This is a genomic window from Terrabacter terrigena (genome assembly GCF_042676085.1).
GTDB lineage: Bacteria > Actinomycetota > Actinomycetes > Actinomycetales > Dermatophilaceae > Terrabacter > Terrabacter terrigena.
Window position 1 is genome coordinate 22,605 of record NZ_JBHTKH010000014.1, and the last position, 15,851, is coordinate 38,455.

Genomic DNA, 15,851 nt, shown 5'->3' on the forward strand with positions numbered 1-15,851 from the left:
GAGGAGCGGCCTGCCGCCGAACTGCCCGCGGAAATCCACTCGCTGCGCGTCGCTCCCTCCTGTCATCATCGACCGGGCCGCACGTCCATCGCGCGAGCCCGACTCCCCACCGACACCGCGAGCACCGCAACAGCACCGAGAGGCCGACATGGCAACGGGAACCAGCACCGACGAGAAGCGCAACCTCCTCCTCGCCGATGCGGCCTACCCGTTCTCCGGGGAGTGCCGCTTCCGGCACCCGTGGGCCGTCCGACGGCATCCCCACTGCGACCTCGCCGACGTGCATCCAGCCTGAGATGCTCCGTCCATCGAGCCGCCCACCGGGATGACCCGGTCGGCGGCTCTTTTCGTCATATCCATTACAGGTCCGGTCGCGAGACGAGAGAGGAGGGTCGGTCATGACGCAGGTCGAGGTGTGGAACGCCGACGAGACGCTCCTTCACCTGGTCTCGGTACGGCACGCCGTCGGGATGATCTGGCGCGGTGTCGCCACGCCGGTCGAGGTCCACGAGACAGCGCGGTTCGGGCCGTACCAGGTGCCGATCGTCGTCCGGCTCGTGCGTTACGTCGAGCAGAAGTGGCTCTACTCGCGCACCCGGGCGACCTACTCGCGTGAGGGCGTGCTGCTCCGCGACCGCGGGCAGTGCGCGTACTGCGGCCGGTTCACCGCCACGACGATGGACCACGTCACCCCGAGGTCGCGCGGCGGCGCGACCTCGTGGGCCAATGCCGTCGCCGCCTGCGAGCCGTGCAACGCCCGCAAGGGTGACCGCACGCCCGACGAGGCCGGTATGCCGCTGCGCTGGGACCCGTACGTCCCGACCAGGGTGCAGCTGCACTTCGCCCGCACGACCACCACGTTCGCCCCCAACGCCCGAGATCCCGTTCACGTGACGTAGCCCCGGAAGGAGCCCCGATGACCAGGCACCGCACCAGCATTCGCACCCAGTCCCTCGGTCAGCTCGGGCTCGCACCGACGGTCGCGGCAGCGACCGGCCTCGAGCCGTGGATCTTCCGCGCGGCGACGGAGCACCCGTTCGAGCCCGGCGACGCCGTGCCGCGCTGCGCCGAGGAGGACCCGGAGCTGTTCTGGCCGGCGACCGAGGCCGAGGCGCAGGCTGCTCGGCCGTCTGCGGCGAATGCCCGCTGGCCGAGACGTGCCTCGCGGTCGGGCGGGACCGGCTCGAGTGGGGCGTCTGGGGTGGGCAGCTGCTCGCCAAGGGTCGTCCCACGACGGAGCTGCCGGGCAACGTGCGCCCGGCGGCGCAGAAGGCCCGCAGCGCCTGACGACGTGTGCCGGGTGGCCGACTCGCAGCGAGCCGTGCCACCCGGTCCACCGCAGAGCAAGAACCCGACCCGCAGGCAGGGTCCACACCAGCCGGACGGCGAGCGCCGCCGGCACCACGAGAGGATGAGTGTCATGACCACGTTCCCTGTCGCGCTGCCCGGCGCGCAGGCCTCCACCCTGATGTGGGCCGACCCGGCCCAGGTCGAGGACGCCGCGCTCGAGCAGCTGCGCAACATCAGCCGGCTGCCGTGGGTCCACGGTGTGCGCGTCATGCCGGACGTCCACCTCGGCAAGGGCGCGACGGTGGGGTCGGTCATCGCGATGCGCGACGCCGTCTCGCCCGCGGCCGTCGGGGTCGACATCGGCTGTGGCATGACGGGGGTGCGCACCAACCTGACCGCCGCCCACCTGCCCGACGACCTCGGGCCGCTGCGTGCCGCGGTCGAGGCCGTGCTGCCCGTCGGGTGGAACGCGAACGACGGCACGGCTCCGGTGCTCTCGCGCGACGCACACCTCGGCGCCCGGTTCGACGCGCTCATGGGCCGGTTCGCAGGGCTGCGCGCCCCGAGGATCTCCGACCGTGCGGGCCGCGCTGCGGCCCAGTGCGGTTCGCTCGGCTCGGGCAACCACTTCTGGGAGCTCTGCGAGGGCGACGACGGTCACCTCTGGCTGATGCTGCACTCGGGTTCGCGCAACATCGGCAAGGAGCTCGCGGAGCGGCACATCGCCACGGCGAAGACGCTGGAGCACAACCTCGGGCTGCCCGACCGCGACCTCGCAGTCTTCCTCGCGGACACCCGCGAGATGGCGGCGTACCTCCACGACCTGTACTGGGCGCAGGAGTATGCGCTGCTCAACCGTGAGGTCATGATGGCGACGACGCGGGAGGTCGTGGCGCGTCACTTCCCGAACGTGGTGTTCGACGAGCCGGTGCGCTGCCACCACAACTACGTGTCGCAGGAGAGCTACGACGGTGTCGACGTGGTCGTGACCCGGAAGGGCGCGATCCGGGCCGGGGCCGGTGACCTCGGCCTCATCCCGGGGTCGATGGGCACCGGCTCGTACGTCGTGCGCGGTCTGGGCAACGCCGAGTCGTTCAACTCGGCCAGCCACGGAGCCGGTCGGCGCATGTCGCGCAACGCGGCCAAGCGGCAGTTCACGGTCGAGGACCTCCGGACCCAGACCGCCGGCATCGAGTGCCGCAAGGACGCCGGGGTGATCGACGAGATCCCCGCCGCCTACAAGGACCTCGAGTCGGTCATCGCCGCGCAGACGGGGGGTCCGAGCCCGCTCGTCGAGGTCGTCGCCCGGCTGACGACGCTGCTCTGCGTCAAGGGCTGAGGGCGGCACGCAGAAGCCCCTCGTCCGTGGGTCGCTCCACGGACGAGGGGCTCTGTGCTGCAGGAGCGTCGCGTCAGATGCTGCGGATCGCCAGGGCGACGTTGTGGCCGCCGAAGCCGAACGAGTTGTTCAGCGCCGCGATGTCGCCGTCGGGCAGCTTCTGCGCCTCGCCGGTGACGACGTTGAGCGGGATCTCGGGGTCCTGGTCGTCGAGGTTGATCGTGGCCGGCACGAGCCGGTTGTGGATCGACTGGATGGTGATGACGGCCTCGAGCGCCCCGGCCGCACCGAGCAGGTGGCCCGTCATCGACTTCGTCGCCGTGACCGACATGTTCTCGGTGTGGTCGCCGAAGGCACGCTTGATGGCGTTGTACTCGGCGACGTCGCCCACGGGCGTCGAGGTGGCGTGCGCGTTGATGTGGATGATGTCGGTGGGCGACAGGCCGGCCCGCTCGACGGCATACAGCATGGCGCGCGACGCGCCCGAGCCGTTGGGCTCGGGGGCCGTGATGTGGTGGGCGTCGGCCGACATGCCGACGCTCGCGAGCTCGGCGTAGATGCGGGCGCCACGCGCACGGGCGTGCTCCTCCGACTCGAGGACGATGACGGCTGCGCCCTCACCGAGCACGAAGCCGTCGCGGCCGGTGTCGTACGGGCGCGAGGCCTTCTCGGGCTCGTCGTTGCGCGTCGACAGCGCCTGCATCGCGGCGAACCCGGCGATCGGCAAGGCGTGCACCGCCGCCTCGGTGCCACCGGCGACGACGACGTCGGCGCGACCCGTGCGGATCATGTCGATGGCGTAGCCCATGCTCTCGGCGCCGGAGGCGCACGCGCTCACCGTGGTGTGGGCGCCGGCGCGGGCGCCCAGGTCGAGCGACACGGCAGCGGCCGGGCCATTGGGCATGAGCATCGGGACGGCGAGCGGGTAGACCCGGCGAGGGCCCTTCTCGCGCAGGTTGTCCCACTGGTCGAGGAGCGTCCAGACACCACCGATGCCGGAGCCGATGGCGGCGCCGAGGCGCTCGGGGTCGACGTCCGGCTTGCCGGCGTCGGCCCACGCCTCGCGCGCGGCGATGAGGGCGTACTGGCTCGACGGGTCGAGGCGTCGTGTCTCGACCTTGGCGAGGACCTCTTCGGGCTTGGTGGCGATGGTCGCCGCGAAGGTGACCGGGAGCTCGTACTTGGAGACCCAGTCGAAGTCCATCGGGCGGGCGCCGGAGCGGCCGGCGAGCAGGGCCTCCCAGGTCTCTGCGGCAGTGCCGCCAAGGGGCGTTGTGGCGCCGAGTCCGGTGACCACGACGCGTCGGTCGCGATTGGACGTCATGGTGACGTGCTCCTCTGAGTCGGGGGTCGTGCTGCGTGCTGGCTGAGGGGTGGTGCTGTGGTGCTGAGGTGCTGCTGGTTGGTGCCTGTGGCTCCCGTACGCCGCCCCGCCGGGGGCGCTGCCCGCCTGGCCGGACGGCATACGGGAGCTGCCTGATCAGGTGATCAGGACTGCGCGCCGCCGATGTAGGTGACGGCGTCGCGGACGGTCTTGAGGTTCTTGACCTCGCTGTCGGGGATGCGGACGCCGAACTTCTCCTCGGCGTTGACGACGATCGTCATCATCGAGAGGGAGTCGATGTCGAGGTCCTCGGTGAAGGACTTGTCCATCTCGACGGACGCGGTGTCGAGGCCGGTCTCCTCGTTGACGATCTCTGCAAGACCCTCGAGGATCTCCTGCTCGGACTGAGCCATCTGTCTGCTCCTTGTTGGTTGTCGGTGGTGCCTTCGTCTGCCATCCGTGACGGATGTCGTGCCTGGCCCGAATGACCCGTCGGGACCTGCGGGAGTGGGTGGCTGCCCCCGTCGTCAGGGCAGCACGACGACCTGGGCTGCGTACACGAGCCCGGCGCCGAAGCCGATCTGCAGCGCGAGGCCGCCGCTCGGGATCTCCTTCTCGGCGAGCATCCGGGTGGTCGCGATCGGGATCGAGGCGGCCGACGTGTTGGCGGTCGTGACGATGTCGCGGGCGACGGGGATGTCGGCCGGCAGCTTGAGCTGCTTGACCATGGCGTCGATGATGCGGATGTTCGCCTGGTGCGGGATGAACGCGTCGAGGTCGTCGGCCTTGATGCCCGCCTTGTCGATGGCCTGCTGCGCCACGGGGGCCATGCCCCACACGGCCCAGCGGAACACCGTCTGGCCGGCCATGCCGATGGCGGGCCAGACGTTCTTGTCGGCCTGGGCGGCCTGCCACGACTCGCGCACGTCGGTCCACGCCTGCTTCTGCGTGATGGCGTCGCGCTGCGTGCCGTCGGAGCCCCACACCGTCGGGCCGATGCCCGGGGTGTCGCTGGGTCCGACGACGCAGGCCCCCGCGCCGTCGCCGAAGATGAACGCGCTGCCGCGGTCGTAGGGGTCGGTGAAGTCGCTCAGCTTCTCGACGCCGACGACGAGCACGTAGTCGGCCGAGCCGCCCTTGACCATGTCGCTCGCCATCGCGACGCCGTAGCAGTAGCCGGCGCAGGCGGCCGAGATGTCGAGGGCCGGCGCCGTCGACCCGAGGCGCGAGGCGAGCTCGGGCGCGGCAGCCGGGGTCTGGTAGGGGTGCGTCACGGTGGCGACGAGCACGAAGCCGATCTGCTCGGGCGAGACGCCGGCGTGCTCGAGGGCCTGCCGAGCGGCGTGCTCGGACATGTCGATGACGCTCTCGTCGGGCGCCGCGAAGTGGCGGCTGATGATGCCGGAGCGCTCACGGATCCACTCGTCGCTCGAGTCGATCTTGTCGATGATCTCGGAGTTCATGACGACGCGGGCCGGGCGATAGGCCCCGACCCCCATGATCCGCGAGTGGCGCGAGGCGCCGTTGTCGACGAGGGTGCCGGTGCCCTTGGGTTCGGGTGCGGTGCTGGGGGAGGTCACGTGAGGCCTTCTCGGGAGTGAGGGGTCAGGAGGGTCGGGAGGTGTCGCTGCCCGGTGCCGCGACCGACGGGGTTGCCGCCGGTGCGGGCCGTCACCTCGAGCCTGCCCCTCATGGGGTTCCCGCGCCAGTGGTGCGGGTGCTCGTGGTGGGCGCGGTCATGAGCGGTGGGCCTCGACGAGGGCGCGCGCCGCCTCGAGGTCGTCGGGGGTCTTGACCGCGAGCGTCTCGACGCCGGGCATGGCGCGCTTGGCGAGCCCGACGAGGGTGCCTGCGGGGGCCAGCTCGAGCAGACCGGTGACGCCGAGGGAGAGCATCGTCTCCATGCACCGGTCCCAGCGGACCGGGTTGCTCACCTGGCGCACGAGGCGGTCGACCGTGTCGGGGCCGTCGGCGACGGCGGCGCCGTCGGCGTTGGAGAGCAGGCGCACCGTGGGCGTCGACGGCGTGACGTCGGCGGCAGCACCGGCGAGCGCCTCGACGGCGGGTGCCATGTGGTGCGTGTGGAAGGCGCCGGCGACCTGGAGCGGGATGACTCGTGCCTTGGCGGGCGGCGTGCTGCGCAGGGCCTCGATCTGCTCGAGCGTGCCTGCGGCGACGACCTGTCCGGCGCCGTTGATGTTGGCCGGGGTGAGGCCGTGGGTCTCGAGAGTGGCGAGCACCTCGTCGGGGTCGCCGCCGAGGACCGCGGCCATGCCGGTGGGCGTGACGGCGCTGGCCTCGGCCATCGCCCGACCGCGCGTCGCCACGAGCGAGAGCGCCTGCTCGTCGGTGACCACACCGGCGAGGGCTGCGGCCGTGAGCTCACCCACGGAGTGGCCGGCGAGGACCGCGCCGGTGGCTACGAGCTCGTCTCGCGACGGGAAGAGGGCCGAGCCGGTGACGAGCCCGGCCGCGACGATGAGCGGCTGCGCGACCGCGGTGTCCTTGATGGTGTCGGCGTCGGACTCGGTGCCGTGGACGACGAGGTCGATGCCGGCCGCCTGTCCGAGCGAGGTCAGCCGGTCGCGCACGCCGTCGAGCTCGAGCCACGGGGCGAGGAAGCCGGGGGTCTGGGAGCCCTGTCCAGGGCACACGATCGCTAGCACGTGACCAACCCTTCCCGGTTACCGGTGAGGACCTCGCCACCGAATGTCACGAAGTCGACGGGGATAGTTTGGAGGATTCCTCCAAATCGGCGGCATCTGGGGCGTCCGGGCCCGCTCGGCCCGGAGCGGAGGGCGTGGATGCGCCGGACCCCTCGGGCGGCATACGCGAGGGTAGGTCCGTGAGGTGCGCCGTCGGCGCGCTCGACAGACGCCCCAGCGCGAGCGCGATCCGCACGGCCCACGCCTCACGGGGCGTGGTGAGGTCGTAGCCGGTGACGTCGGAGATGCGGCCGAGGCGGTAACGAACCGTGTTGGGGTGGACGAACAGCGCCCGCGCCGTGGCCTCGAGCGAGCCGCCGCTCTCGAGGTATGCCGTCGCGGTCTGCAGCAGAGGGGCGTGCCCCTCGGCGGCGAGCGGTCGGTGGATGCGGTCGACGAGCACCCGACGCGCGGGCGGGTCGCCGGCGAGGGCCCGCTCGGGGAGCAGGGCGTCGGCGTCGAGCACGCGGGGGGCGTCGGGCCAGGCCGCCGCGGAGGACAGCCCGCTGAGGGCGGCCCGGGCCGAGCGCCCCGCCGCGAAGAGGTGGGGGACCGTCGGGCCGAGCACGATCGGGCCCGGTCCGAAGCAGTCGGCGACCTGCTCGACGACACGGGAGGCCTCGCGGGTGCCACCGAGGATCGCGATGAGCCGCGACCTCTGCACGATGGCGAGGGCCTCGACGCCGTGCTGGCGCACCGACCGGCGCAGGTCGTCGACGGCCGGGACCGCCCCGCTCGTCGTGGCCGGGGTGCTGCCGACGACGAACGTCACGTCGGCCACGTCACCCCAGCCGAGGGCGCTGGCGCGCGACTGCATCGAGTCGTCGGCCTCACCACGCAGGACGCCGTCGACGACGAGGGCCTCGAGCCGGGCGTCCCATGCGCCGCGCGCCTCGGCGGCGCCCGCGTAGACCTCGGCGGCGGCGAACGCGATCTCGCGGGAGAAGCGCAGCACCGACTCTCGCAGCAGCTGCTCGTCGCCCGGCCCCGCGAGGCTCTCGACGCGTGACTCGACGACGTCGACGACGGTGCGCACGAGGTCGAGCGTCTGGCGCAGGCTCACCGAGCGGGTCAGCTCCTGCGGTGCGTTGGCGAAGATCGAGATGGCCGAGGGGGAGTGCTGCTCCTCCTGGTGGAACCACGCGATGAACTGAGAGATGCCGGCCTGTGCGACCAGCCCGACCTGCGAGCGCTCCTCCGCGGAGAGCTGGCGGTACCACCGCAGGTGCTCCTCCATGCGGCGCGAGGCGAGCGTGGCGAGCTCACCGGCACTGCGCTCGACGGCGCGCGAGGTCTCCTCGCTCGGGTGCTGCCGCGACCGTCTGCTCACCGCGCCAGCCTAGGCTGTCCGTCGGTCCGGTTTTGTATGCCGTTCACAAAGAAGCCGCCCGGTCCGTCCCGACGTGAGGTCGCCGGCGTCCGTCGCGAGGAGCCGAGCGAGGTGTCAGCGCGCCGTCAGGACGGCGGTGTGGCCGGCATACGTGCGCGGGCCCTCGAACGGTGGCAGGGCGGCGGCCAGGTGCGGTGCGAACGTCGCGAGGTAGGCCTGCGCCGAGGCGTGGTCGGGAAACGTAGCGCGGGTCTCGATGTCGCGCTGGCTCACGGCGGCGAAGTGCCGGCCGAGCACGTCGGCGGCGACCTCCGAGGTGAACTGCGTGACCAGGGGGGCGCCGCCGGCCTCGCGGAGCAGGTCGGCCAGGTGCTCGCGGCCGTTGGTCGCGACGTAGAACGCGCCGCCGTCGCGCAGCACGCGACGCACCTCGCCCAGCGCCGGGTCGAGGTCTGGCACGTGGTAGAGCATCCACGCGGCGACCGCACCGTCGAACGCGCCGTCGTCGAAGGGCAGTGCGTCGGCCGGGGTCGTCAGGGCCGCGACACCCAGGGCGTGGGTCGCCGCGACCATGGCGGGGGAGAGGTCGGTCGCGAGATAGTCGGTGTCGGGCGAGACGTCTAGGACCGATCGGGCGAACTGTCCAGTCCCGCAACCGATCTCAAGAACTCTTCGGTGCTGGCCGGCCACGACGAGCGTGCGCAGGATGTCGACGGGCGAGACGCCCTCGGGGCCCGGGCCCCACACGTCACGCCGGGTGCGCAGGTTGTCCGTCGTGGCGTACTGCTCGGCCACACGGACGTTGTCGGTGAGCTGGGCGGTCTGGTCCATGACCGACCACCATAGACGCGTCAGTCGGTGCCGAACTCCATGGCGGCGCGGTCGAGCGCGTCGTCCTGGTCGTCGACGTCCGCGGCCGCGGGGTTGGCCGAGATGGCCGCGGCACCACCGGGGGCGAGCTCGCCGACCAGCTCGTGGGCGTCGGCCCCGAGCAGGCCCTGGGCGGCGTACAGCTCGAGCTTGGCGCGGGAGTCGGCGATGTCGAGGTTGCGCATGGTCAGCTGGCCGATGCGGTCGACCGGGCCGAACGCGGCGTCCTCGGTGCGCTCCATCGAGAGCTTCTCGGGGTGGTAGCTGAAGGCCGGGCCCGTCGTGTTGACGACCGACCAGTCGTCACCGCGGCGCAGGCGCAGCGTGACCTCGCCGGTGACCGCGGAGGCGACCCAGCGCTGGAGCGACTCGCGCACCATGAGCGACTGGGGGTCGAGCCAGCGGCCTTCGTAGAGAAGGCGGCCCAGCTTGCGGCCCTCGGCGTGGTAGTTGGCGATCGTGTCCTCGTTGTGGATCGCGTTGAGGAGCCGCTCGTAGGTGAGGTGCAGCAGCGCCATGGCCGGCGCCTCGTAGATGCCGCGCGACTTGGCCTCGATGATGCGGTTCTCGATCTGGTCGCTCATGCCGAGCCCGTGGCGGCCGCCGATGCGGTTCGCCTCGTCGACGAGTGCCACGGCGTCGGGGAACGACTGGCCGTTGATGGCGACCGGGCGCCCGCGCTCCCAGTGCACCGTGACGTCCTCGGTCTCGATGGCGACCGAGGGGTCCCAGAAGCGGACGCCCATGATCGGCTCGACGACCTCCATCGACTCGTTGAGGAACTCGAGCGTCTTGGCCTCGTGGGTCGCGCCCCAGATGTTCGCGTCGGTGGAGTACGCCTTCTCGGCGGACGCGCGGTAGGGCAGGTCGCGCGCGGTGAGCCACTCGGACATCTCGTGCCGGCCGCCGAGCTCGGTGACGAAGTCGGCGTCGAGCCAGGGCTTGTAGATGCGCAGGCTCGGGTTTGCCATCAGCCCGTAGCGGTAGAACCGCTCGATGTCGTTGCCCTTGAAGGTGGAGCCGTCTCCCCAGATCGAGACGCCGTCGTCCTGCATGGCGCGCACGAGCAGCGTTCCGGTGACGACGCGGCCCAGGGGAGTGGTGTTGAAGTAGGTCTTGCCGCCGCTGCGGATGTGGAACGCGCCGCACGCGATGGCCGAGAGGCCCTCCTCGACCAGCGCGGACTTGCAGTCGACGAGGCGGCTGATCTCGGCGCCGTACTGGCCTGCGCGGCCGGGGACGGAGTCGATGTCGGGCTCGTCGTACTGGCCCAGGTCCGCCGTGTAGGTGCAGGGCACGGCGCCCTTCTCGCGCATCCAGGCAACGGCCACGGAGGTGTCGAGGCCGCCGGAGAAGGCGATGCCGACGCGTTCGCCGACGGGGAGCGAGGTGAGGACCTTGGACATGGATGCAAGTATATGCATAGCAGCGCATACTTATCCAATCGCGTATGCCGTGTGCCTGACGCGCAGCGAGTGCGCCGGTCCCGCTGCCGCGCGCCCCAGCGCTGCGGCGCCGCTGAGCGGTCCACAACCCCTGAGCGGGAGCCCCGCCGTCCACAGGGTCGGCCCGGGCGCTGACGCGCCGGCGTCCTCGACCGACGCTCGTGCCATGGATCTCGGACTCATCGCTCGCGACGGCGTCTTCTCGACGGCCGACGCCACCGCGGTCGGCCTCGACCGCAACGCCCTGTCCAGGCTGGTCCGTGACGGGCTCTGCGTACGCCTCGCGACGGGCTGGTATGCCATCGCGGGCCCTGAGCCTCCGGATCGCGAGGAGCTGCACCGCCTCTGTTCCCTCGCCATGGGTCGGGCCCTGCGCGACCGCGCCGCCCTCAGCCACCACTCGTCGCTCGTGGCGCGAGGCCTGCCGACCTTCGGGGCCGACTTCGGGACGGTGCACCTCACCTCTCTGGTGCCGGCCCGCGGTGGTGTCTCGGTGGTGCGCAGCGGGGTCGCGGTCCATCGACGCGTGGGGCGGCTGCGCGTCCCTGACCCGGACGACGTCCCCGAGCACCTGCCCCGCCACGTGCCGACTGCCTGGGCCGCCGTGCAGGCAGGACTGCTCGCGGGTCCGGAGGCCTTCCTGGTCCCGGCGGACGCGGCCCTGCGCGCGGGCTCCACGACGGTCGGTGCCCTGCAGCGCGCCGTCCAGATGTTCTCGGGGCACACCGGAGTCGGACCGGTGCGCATGGCCGCCCACCTGCTCGACGCGCGTCATGAGTCGCCCGGCGAGTCGCGTACGGCCTTCGTGGTGTCGGCACTCGGCTACCGGCTCGAGCCACAGGTCGAGATCCTCGCCGACGGGCGGCTGTTCCGTGCGGACTTCCGGATTGCCGGCACACGTGTGCTGGTGGAGTTCGACGGGGCGGTCAAGTACGCGGACCGTATGGCGCTCTTCGAGGAGAAGCAGCGCGAGGACGCCCTGCGCCGGGCGGGGTGGGTGGTCGCGCGGCTCGTGTGGGCCGACCTCGACCGGCCGGGCCTTGTGGCGCGGCGGATCGAAGCCGCCGTCGCGCTCGTCCGTCCCGCAAGGCGCGCGTAGCGGCGCCGGTTCGGCTCAGCGGCGGGGACCGCACTCACCGGCGCCGCAGCGCTTCGGGCGCGGTGAGCGCGACCGGCGCTGCTGGGCGGGGGACGCGTGCGGCCCGGCCCCCGCTCGGGGACCGGGCCACACGGCATACGTCAGCGGGTCAGCTCTCGCCGCCGGCGTTGCCGGACGTGCCGGCGGTGACGTCGTCGAGCTGGTACTTCGCCGCCGCCTTGGCAGGCACGTCGGCAGGCACCTTGCCCTCGCGAGCCAGCAGCTGCAGCGTGCGCACCGCCACCGACGGACCGTCGATGTGGAAGAAGCGACGCGCGGCGGGGCGGGTGTCGGAGAAGCCGAAGCCGTCGGCGCCCAGCGAGGCGTAGGTGCCGGGCACCCACTCGCGGATCTGGTCCTGCACCGCGCGCATGTAGTCGGAGACGCCGACCACGGGCCCCTCGGTGCCCTCGAGGCAGCGGGTCACCCACGGCACGCGCTTCTCGCCGTCGGGGTGCAGGAACTCCTGCTCGTCGGCCGCCAGGCCGTCGCGGCGCAGCTCGTTCCACGAGGTCACCGACCACACGTCGGCAGCCACGCCCCAGTCGTCGGCGAGGAGCTGCTGTGCCTCGAGAGCCCAGGGCAGGCCGACGCCCGAGCCGAGGAGCTGCGCGCGCGGCGCCTCGTGGGTCCAGCCCTCGGTGTCGGCGGCCTTGAGCCGGTACATGCCCTTGAGGATGCCCTCGACGTCGACGTTCGCGGGCTCGGCCGGCTGCTGGATCGGCTCGTTGTAGACGGTGAGGTAGTAGATGACGTTCGACTCGTCGCTCGTGTGGCCCTCGCCGTACATCCGGTCGAGACCGGCCTGCATGATGTGCGCGATCTCGTAGGCGTACGCCGGGTCGTAGTGCACGACCGCGGGGTTGGTCGACGCGAGGAGCGGGCTGTGGCCGTCGGCGTGCTGCAGGCCCTCACCGGTCAGCGTCGTGCGACCGGCCGTGGCGCCGATGAGGAACCCACGGGTCATCTGGTCGGCGGCCGCCCAGATCGAGTCGCCGGTGCGCTGGAAGCCGAACATCGAGTAGAAGACGTAGATCGGGATCATCGGCTGGCCGTGCGTCGCGTACGACGTGCCGGCAGCCGTGAAGGCGGCGACCGAGCCGGCCTCGTTGATGCCCAGGTGCAGGATCTGGCCCTGCTCGTTCTCGCGGTAGGCGAGCATGAGCTCGGCGTCGACCGGCGTGTAGTTCTGCCCGTTCGGGTTGTAGATCTTGATCGTCGGGAAGAACGCGTCCATGCCGAACGTACGCGCCTCGTCGGGGATGATCGGCACGATCCGCTTGCCGAACTCCTTGTCGCGCAGGAGGTCCTTGAGCAGGCGGACGAACGCCATCGTCGTGGCGACCTCCTGCTTGCCCGAGCCCTTCTTCACCTGGGCGTATGCCTCGTCGCCGGGCAGTTTCACGGGCTCGTACGCCACGCGCCGGCTCGGCAGGGTGCCGCCGAGCTTGGTGCGCCGGTCGACGGAGTACTTGATGACCTCGCTGTCGGCACCGGGGTGGTAGTACGGCGGCTGGTAGGGGTTCGCCTCGAGCTGCTCGTCGGTGATCGGGATGCGGAGGCTGTCGCGGAAGGCCTTGAGGTCCTCCAGCGTCATCTTCTTCATCTGGTGCGTGGCGTTGCGGCCGGCAAAGTGCGAGCCGAGGCTGTAGCCCTTGATCGTCTTGGCGAGGATGACGGTCGGCTGGCCGGTGTGCTCACGGGCCGCCTTGTACGCGGCATAGACCTTGCGGTAGTCGTGGCCGCCGCGCTTGAGGTCCCACCAGACCTGGTCGTCGGTCCAGTTCTCGACCATCTTCGCGGTGCGCGGGTCGCGGCCGAAGAAGTGGTCGCGGACGTACTTGCCGTCGTTGGCGCGGAAGGTCTGGTAGTCGCCGTCGCTCGTGGTGTTCATGACGTGCACGAGGGCGCCGTCGCGGTCGGCGGCGAGCAGCGGGTCCCACCCGCGGCCCCAGACGACCTTGATGACGTTCCAGCCGGCGCCGCGGAAGAACGCCTCGAGCTCCTGGATGATCTTGCCGTTGCCGCGCACGGGGCCGTCGAGCCGCTGCAGGTTGCAGTTGACGACGAAGGTGAGGTTGTCGAGCTCCTCGTTGGCCGCCAGCTGCAGCAGGCCGCGCGACTCGGGCTCATCCATCTCGCCGTCGCCGAGGAAGGCCCAGACGTCCTGCTGGCTGGTGTCCTTGATGCCGCGGTTGTGGAGGTACTTGTTGAACTGCGCCTGGTAGATGGCGTTCATCGGGCCGATGCCCATCGACACCGTCGGGAACTCCCAGTAGTCGGGGAGCAGGCGGGGGTGCGGGTAGGACGGCACGGCCCTGACCTTGCCGTCGACGAGGTGGCTCTTCTCCTGGCGGAAGCCGTCGAGGTCGGCCTCGCTCAGGTGCCCCTCGAGGAAGCTGCGGGCGTACATGCCGGGGGAGGCGTGGCCCTGGAAGTAGATCTGGTCGCCGCCGCCCTCGTGGTCCTTGCCGCGGAAGAAGTGGTTCATGCCCACCTCGTAGAGGGTCGCGGCGCTCGCATAGGTCGAGATGTGGCCGCCGACGCCGATGCCGGGGCGCTGCGCGCGGTGCACCATGACCGCGGCGTTCCAGCGGATGTAGCGGCGCATCTCGCGCTCGACGTCCTCGTCGCCCGGGAACCACGCCTCGCGCTCCGGCGGGATGGTGTTGATGTAGTCGGTCGCCGTCAGCGAGGGCACGCCGACCTGCTGCTGGCGCGCACGCTCGATGAGCTTGAGCATGATGTAGCGCGCCCGGGTGCGGCCCTTCTCGTCGAGGACGGCGTCGAGGGAGTCGATCCACTCCTGCGTCTCGTCCGGGTCGATGTCCGGGAGCTGACTGGGGATGCCGTTGAGGATCGGGCCGGCCTCGGATGCCACGTCGTGGGTCCTTTCTCGTCGCGTCCGCCGCGCGCGTGACCGGTCGGCCACGCCGCTGCTCCGCCCATCCTCTACCAATCCGTGGTGACCGTCACACTCGGGTCCAGCGACGGGACTGGGCGATCCGCCCCACGGGGGTCACCGTGGTGGTATGCCGTGTCGCCCCGCAGGCGCGCGAGCGGGCGACGGATGGGCGACGGGCGGGCGTCGAGTGGGCGACGAGTGGCGAGGAGTGGCGTCGAGCGGCCATCGGGTCGACGTCCTTCAGTCGCCGACCGGGCGTTGTGCCGACGCGGGACCTGCGTTCCGCGGTAGCGTCGGAGCCAGTGCACCGGATGTCGTGGCCGTGACGTCACGACGGTGGTGTCACGGGTATGACAGATGCGACCGACCCGAGCCCCGGGCCCGTGGGCCATGACCGAGAGGACCGGTGACAGTGAGCGAGACCGCGGGAGCGGCGTCCTTCAGCAAGCTCGGATTTGCCAACGGGCAGATCATCCAGGAGTTCGGCCATGACGACGACGTCGACGACGACCTGCGGTTCTCGATCGAGGACGTCATCGGCAGCGAGCTCGAGGACGAGGACTTCAACGACGGGGCGGACGGGGTGCTGCTCTGGTACCGCGACGGCGACGACGACCTCGTCGACCTCATGGTCGACGGGCTGACCAAGCTCTTCGACCAGGGCTTCATCGTGCTGCTCACGCCGAAGGCGGGGCGTCCGGGCCACGTCGACGCGAGCGACGTCGAGGAGGCCGCGTCGACGGCGGGGCTCGTCACGGGCGGCCAGGTCAACGTCGCGAGGGAGTGGGCGGCAACCCGGCTGATGCCACCGAAGGGACCGAGGCGCTGACGGCGATTCGGGCGAGCGCGGGTCGGGTGACACACTGGCGGGCATGATGAACGCGCACCCGACCGAGTCGGTCCACGCGGCCGCCCCACTGGGTGTCGGCGAGCTCGCACCCGACTTCACCCTCGTCGACCAGTACGGCGTCGACGTCAGCCTGTCGGCCGTGCGCGACGTCAAGAACGCCGTCGTGGTCTTCTACCCGGCGGCCTTCTCGGGCATCTGCCGCGGGGAGCTCCGCGAGATCCGCGACGGGCTCGAGGACTTCCAGGACGACGACATCCAGGTGTTCGCCATCTCCTGCGACTCGATGTACACCCTGCGCGCATGGGCCGACGCCGAGGGGCACTTCTTCCCCCTGCTGGCGGACTTCTGGCCGCACGGCGAGGTGGCGCGGCGCTACGGGGTGCTCGACGACGAGGAGGGCTACGCGAGGCGTGGGACCTTCCTCATCGACCGCACCGGCCACATCGTCTGGACCGAGGTGCGCGGCATCGGGCACGGACGCGACTTCACGGCATACCGGAAGGCCCTCGCGGCGCTCCGCGCGAGCGCACCGGATGCCGTAGGCTGACCGCCGCCCGCCGGTGAACCCGGCAGGCGCGTGAGGGCCTGTAGCTCAGTTGGTAGAGCACCGCGTTTACACCGCGGGTGTCGTCGGTTCGAGCCCGGCCGGGCCCAC

14 protein-coding genes and 1 tRNA gene are annotated in these 15,851 nt (G+C 71.4%); 7 read left to right on the forward strand and 8 right to left on the reverse strand.

The genetic code is table 11. The features are described 5' to 3' along the window. Positions 1-148: 148 nt before the first annotated feature. The 3 genes from ACFQ2V_RS17100 (at position 149) to ACFQ2V_RS17110 (ending at position 2,629) form a co-directional block, all read left to right on the forward strand. Positions 149-295, forward strand: a complete 147-nt coding sequence (locus tag ACFQ2V_RS17100) for a hypothetical protein (protein WP_386054060.1) — start codon at positions 149-151, stop codon at positions 293-295. Positions 296-398: 103 nt separating this feature from the next. Next, positions 399-899 (forward strand): HNH endonuclease, encoded by a 501-nt coding sequence (locus ACFQ2V_RS17105; RefSeq protein ID WP_386054061.1) that lies wholly within the window; start codon positions 399-401, stop codon positions 897-899. A gap of 521 nt (positions 900-1,420) precedes the next feature. Further along, on the forward strand, positions 1,421-2,629 hold the full coding sequence (locus ACFQ2V_RS17110) for an RtcB family protein (RefSeq protein WP_386054062.1): 1,209 nt from the start codon (positions 1,421-1,423) through the stop codon (positions 2,627-2,629). Between the two features lie 73 nt (positions 2,630-2,702). Here ACFQ2V_RS17110 and fabF read toward each other — a convergent pair whose 3' ends face one another. The 7 genes from fabF to argG form a co-directional block, all read right to left on the reverse strand. Continuing rightward, entirely contained in the window at positions 2,703-3,953 is a 1,251-nt protein-coding gene (gene fabF / locus ACFQ2V_RS17115) for a beta-ketoacyl-ACP synthase II (RefSeq protein WP_386054063.1), read from the reverse strand. A 164-nt stretch (positions 3,954-4,117) separates the two neighbouring features. Beyond that, positions 4,118-4,366 carry an acyl carrier protein gene (locus tag ACFQ2V_RS17120; protein ID WP_385905824.1) on the reverse strand — a complete coding sequence of 83 codons (249 nt, stop codon included), beginning with the start codon at positions 4,364-4,366 and terminating at the stop codon, positions 4,118-4,120. Positions 4,367-4,480: 114 nt separating this feature from the next. Continuing rightward, positions 4,481-5,533 (reverse strand): beta-ketoacyl-ACP synthase III, encoded by a 1,053-nt coding sequence (locus ACFQ2V_RS17125; protein ID WP_386054064.1) that lies wholly within the window; start codon positions 5,531-5,533, stop codon positions 4,481-4,483. Positions 5,534-5,689: 156 nt separating this feature from the next. Continuing rightward, entirely contained in the window at positions 5,690-6,619 is a 930-nt protein-coding gene (locus ACFQ2V_RS17130) for an ACP S-malonyltransferase (RefSeq protein WP_386054066.1), read from the reverse strand. Between the two features lie 46 nt (positions 6,620-6,665). Further along, on the reverse strand, positions 6,666-7,988 hold the full coding sequence (locus ACFQ2V_RS17135; protein ID WP_386054067.1) for a PucR family transcriptional regulator: 1,323 nt from the start codon (positions 7,986-7,988) through the stop codon (positions 6,666-6,668). A gap of 114 nt (positions 7,989-8,102) precedes the next feature. Further along, positions 8,103-8,819, reverse strand: a complete 717-nt coding sequence (locus ACFQ2V_RS17140; protein ID WP_386054068.1) for a class I SAM-dependent methyltransferase — start codon at positions 8,817-8,819, stop codon at positions 8,103-8,105. 20 nt (positions 8,820-8,839) lie between these two features. Then, complete coding sequence (gene argG / locus ACFQ2V_RS17145; RefSeq protein WP_386054069.1) at positions 8,840-10,264, reverse strand: argininosuccinate synthase; 1,425 nt, start codon at positions 10,262-10,264, stop codon at positions 8,840-8,842. 205 nt (positions 10,265-10,469) lie between these two features. On the opposite strand from argG, the gene ACFQ2V_RS17150 reads away from it, so the two are divergent. Further along, complete coding sequence (locus tag ACFQ2V_RS17150) at positions 10,470-11,402, forward strand: type IV toxin-antitoxin system AbiEi family antitoxin domain-containing protein (RefSeq protein ID WP_386054070.1); 933 nt, start codon at positions 10,470-10,472, stop codon at positions 11,400-11,402. Positions 11,403-11,550: 148 nt separating this feature from the next. Here the strand turns inward: ACFQ2V_RS17150 and aceE are convergent, their stop codons facing one another. Beyond that, positions 11,551-14,322, reverse strand: coding sequence for a pyruvate dehydrogenase (acetyl-transferring), homodimeric type (aceE, locus tag ACFQ2V_RS17155; protein WP_386054071.1), 2,772 nt, complete (start codon positions 14,320-14,322; stop codon positions 11,551-11,553). Between the two features lie 436 nt (positions 14,323-14,758). Between aceE and ACFQ2V_RS17160 the strand changes: the two genes are divergently transcribed. From ACFQ2V_RS17160 to ACFQ2V_RS17170, 3 genes are all read left to right on the forward strand, one after another. Further along, the gene (locus ACFQ2V_RS17160) at positions 14,759-15,175 is read left to right on the forward strand and encodes a DUF3052 domain-containing protein (RefSeq protein ID WP_386054072.1); all 417 of its coding nucleotides are present in this window, start codon (positions 14,759-14,761) and stop codon (positions 15,173-15,175) included. Between the two features lie 43 nt (positions 15,176-15,218). Continuing rightward, positions 15,219-15,743 carry a peroxiredoxin gene (locus tag ACFQ2V_RS17165; RefSeq protein ID WP_386054073.1) on the forward strand — a complete coding sequence of 175 codons (525 nt, stop codon included), beginning with the start codon at positions 15,219-15,221 and terminating at the stop codon, positions 15,741-15,743. Between the two features lie 34 nt (positions 15,744-15,777). Continuing rightward, positions 15,778-15,850 (forward strand) — tRNA-Val (locus ACFQ2V_RS17170). The last annotated feature ends 1 nt before the right edge of the window (position 15,851 follow it).

Excerpts from the sequence above, each read along its gene's own strand:
- ACFQ2V_RS17100 (WP_386054060.1), top strand. The coding sequence starts at position 149 with ATGGCAACGGGAACCAGCACCGACGAGAAGCGCAACCTCCTCCTCGCC.
- ACFQ2V_RS17105 (WP_386054061.1), top strand. The coding sequence starts at position 399 with ATGACGCAGGTCGAGGTGTGGAACGCCGACGAGACGCTCCTTCACCTG.
- ACFQ2V_RS17110 (WP_386054062.1), top strand. The coding sequence starts at position 1,421 with ATGACCACGTTCCCTGTCGCGCTGCCCGGCGCGCAGGCCTCCACCCTG.
- fabF (WP_386054063.1), bottom strand. The coding sequence starts at position 3,953 with ATGACGTCCAATCGCGACCGACGCGTCGTGGTCACCGGACTCGGCGCC.
- ACFQ2V_RS17120 (WP_385905824.1), bottom strand. The coding sequence starts at position 4,366 with ATGGCTCAGTCCGAGCAGGAGATCCTCGAGGGTCTTGCAGAGATCGTC.
- ACFQ2V_RS17140 (WP_386054068.1), bottom strand. The coding sequence starts at position 8,819 with ATGGACCAGACCGCCCAGCTCACCGACAACGTCCGTGTGGCCGAGCAG.
- argG (WP_386054069.1), bottom strand. The coding sequence starts at position 10,264 with ATGTCCAAGGTCCTCACCTCGCTCCCCGTCGGCGAACGCGTCGGCATC.
- ACFQ2V_RS17150 (WP_386054070.1), top strand. The coding sequence starts at position 10,470 with ATGGATCTCGGACTCATCGCTCGCGACGGCGTCTTCTCGACGGCCGAC.
- ACFQ2V_RS17165 (WP_386054073.1), top strand. The coding sequence starts at position 15,219 with ATGATGAACGCGCACCCGACCGAGTCGGTCCACGCGGCCGCCCCACTG.